The sequence below is a fragment of the Arthrobacter sp. JCM 19049 genome (assembly GCF_001310435.1).
Window position 1 is genome coordinate 1 of sequence record NZ_BAXF01000484.1, and the last position, 1,617, is coordinate 1,617.

Below are 1,617 nucleotides of genomic sequence, written 5' to 3' on the forward strand. Positions count from 1 at the left end.
TCATCAGGCCCAGCACGCCCAGCACGCCGGCCAGGCTTGCGGTCGCGTAAATTACGTACTTGTACTCCTGCATTCCCACCGCGATGCATCCCATGGCACGGGTCTTGAACAGTGCCATAATCAGCAGCCAGGCGAGCGTGACGGCCAGGCCGGTGATGGCCAGCTGCAAGGAGTAGGGCGTGGCCGGGTTCTCCACCCGCAGGGCGAAGATCAGCGCGGGGGCAATGCCCGCGAAGGTGATGATCAGAGAATCGGTGGCCACCAGCCGGCGGTGGTACCTGCGCCCATCCAGCCCGGCTGCGGCCGGTGCCGCCGGCACGGTGCGTTCGGTGGTGGTGTTCCAGACCTGGATCGGTTCGAAGCCTGAACCGCCCAGGCGCCCGCTAATTTGCGACATATCCATCCCCCACTGTGTGAACCGAATCAGCACAGTGGAGTTGGGCAGTTTTTTGCGCCCCAAAAGTACACATAAGTGCATTCCCCCCAATGATGCATTTCCCCCGGCAGGGCCGCATGTAAAGTGCGAGTACCCAAGATTCCCTGCCTGTCTCAGAGCCTAGGATGCAAGGGAAGTTCGCACACGAGTGTTGATACTCGTTTATCTACCTGCTTGGCTCACCTGTTACCCGCGAAGCACCTAGTCCGTACTTGTTCACTACTTGGTGGGGTGGATCCGTGCCCGGGTGCCGGGCAAATGCACGGGCCCCACCGGCACCGCGGCGACGGTGCTGGCGGGGCCCGCGTTTAAAAGGGACCGGCGGCTGCGCTGGGGGGTGAATCCTTGCGGATCCGCAGTCCGCCGGTCCCGCCCTAGGGATTGAGTCCATGCGATAGCCCGTAGGGGCGGTCATCACTTGTTCCTCGTTCGGTCGAAACAGCATGGCTGGGCAGCTGTCCCGTTCCCTGCCTTCGAGCTTATGTACCGATAATCGCTTGGCACGCGTGGTGCCTACTTCAAGATTGCGCGGATGGGCCCTTATCGGGCCACCCCATTACCCGGCTGCAGGCCCGCATCCTTCAGTTCGGCCCGCTCGGAGATCCCCAATTTCGCGAAGACACGGTAAAGGTGCCCCTCGACGGTGCGCTGGGAGACGGTCAGGGCGCGGGCAATCTCGGCGTTGTTCTTTCCCGCCCGTGCCAGGTCCACGATCTCCGCCTCACGCGCGGTCAGCTCCGTCAGCGCCAGGGCGCGCAGGACATACCTGCCGGGTTCATCCCCTCGGTTTCCACGATGCGCGCCACCTGGCGCAGCAGGGCTCCGCAGCTGCGCTGCTCACCGGCATCCGAGTATCTGGCCGCGGCGCGCGCCAACGCCTGAACGCCCAGTTCCAGTTCCCCCTCCGCCAAGGCCTGACGTCCGAGCTGGGCGAGTTCCTCGGTCTGTCCGGTGGTGCACAGTTCCGCCAATCGTGCCGCCAGGGTGGAGCGCAGCCCCTGCTGGCGGATGGCCAGCCAGGCCAGGCGTTCCCGGCCCGGATGCCCGGGCAGGTCGGAGTCCACCAGCTGGCCCAGCACCCGGATGAGGCTTCACGTTCCAGGAGCGGGAAGTCGGCAAGGTTTTCCGACCCATGGGTTGGCCCAGCTCGCGGACACCGCACGGGCGAACAGCCGCTGCCG

The 1,617-nt window shown here is 65.1% G+C and carries 3 protein-coding genes; all 3 read right to left on the bottom strand.

What is annotated here, in order from left to right:
- The coding region (locus JCM19049_RS13630; RefSeq protein WP_279403229.1) for a hypothetical protein at window positions 1-397 on the bottom strand (397 nt) is incomplete at its 3' end.
- 579 nt (window positions 398-976) lie between these two features.
- Entirely contained in the window at window positions 977-1,264 is a 288-nt protein-coding gene (locus JCM19049_RS21035; protein WP_306420815.1) for a response regulator transcription factor, read from the bottom strand.
- Window positions 1,177-1,515, bottom strand: a complete 339-nt coding sequence (locus JCM19049_RS13635) for a hypothetical protein (protein WP_054821857.1) — start codon at window positions 1,513-1,515, stop codon at window positions 1,177-1,179. The genes JCM19049_RS21035 and JCM19049_RS13635 overlap by 88 nt, the downstream gene beginning before the upstream one ends.
- Window positions 1,516-1,617 lie beyond the last annotated feature (102 nt).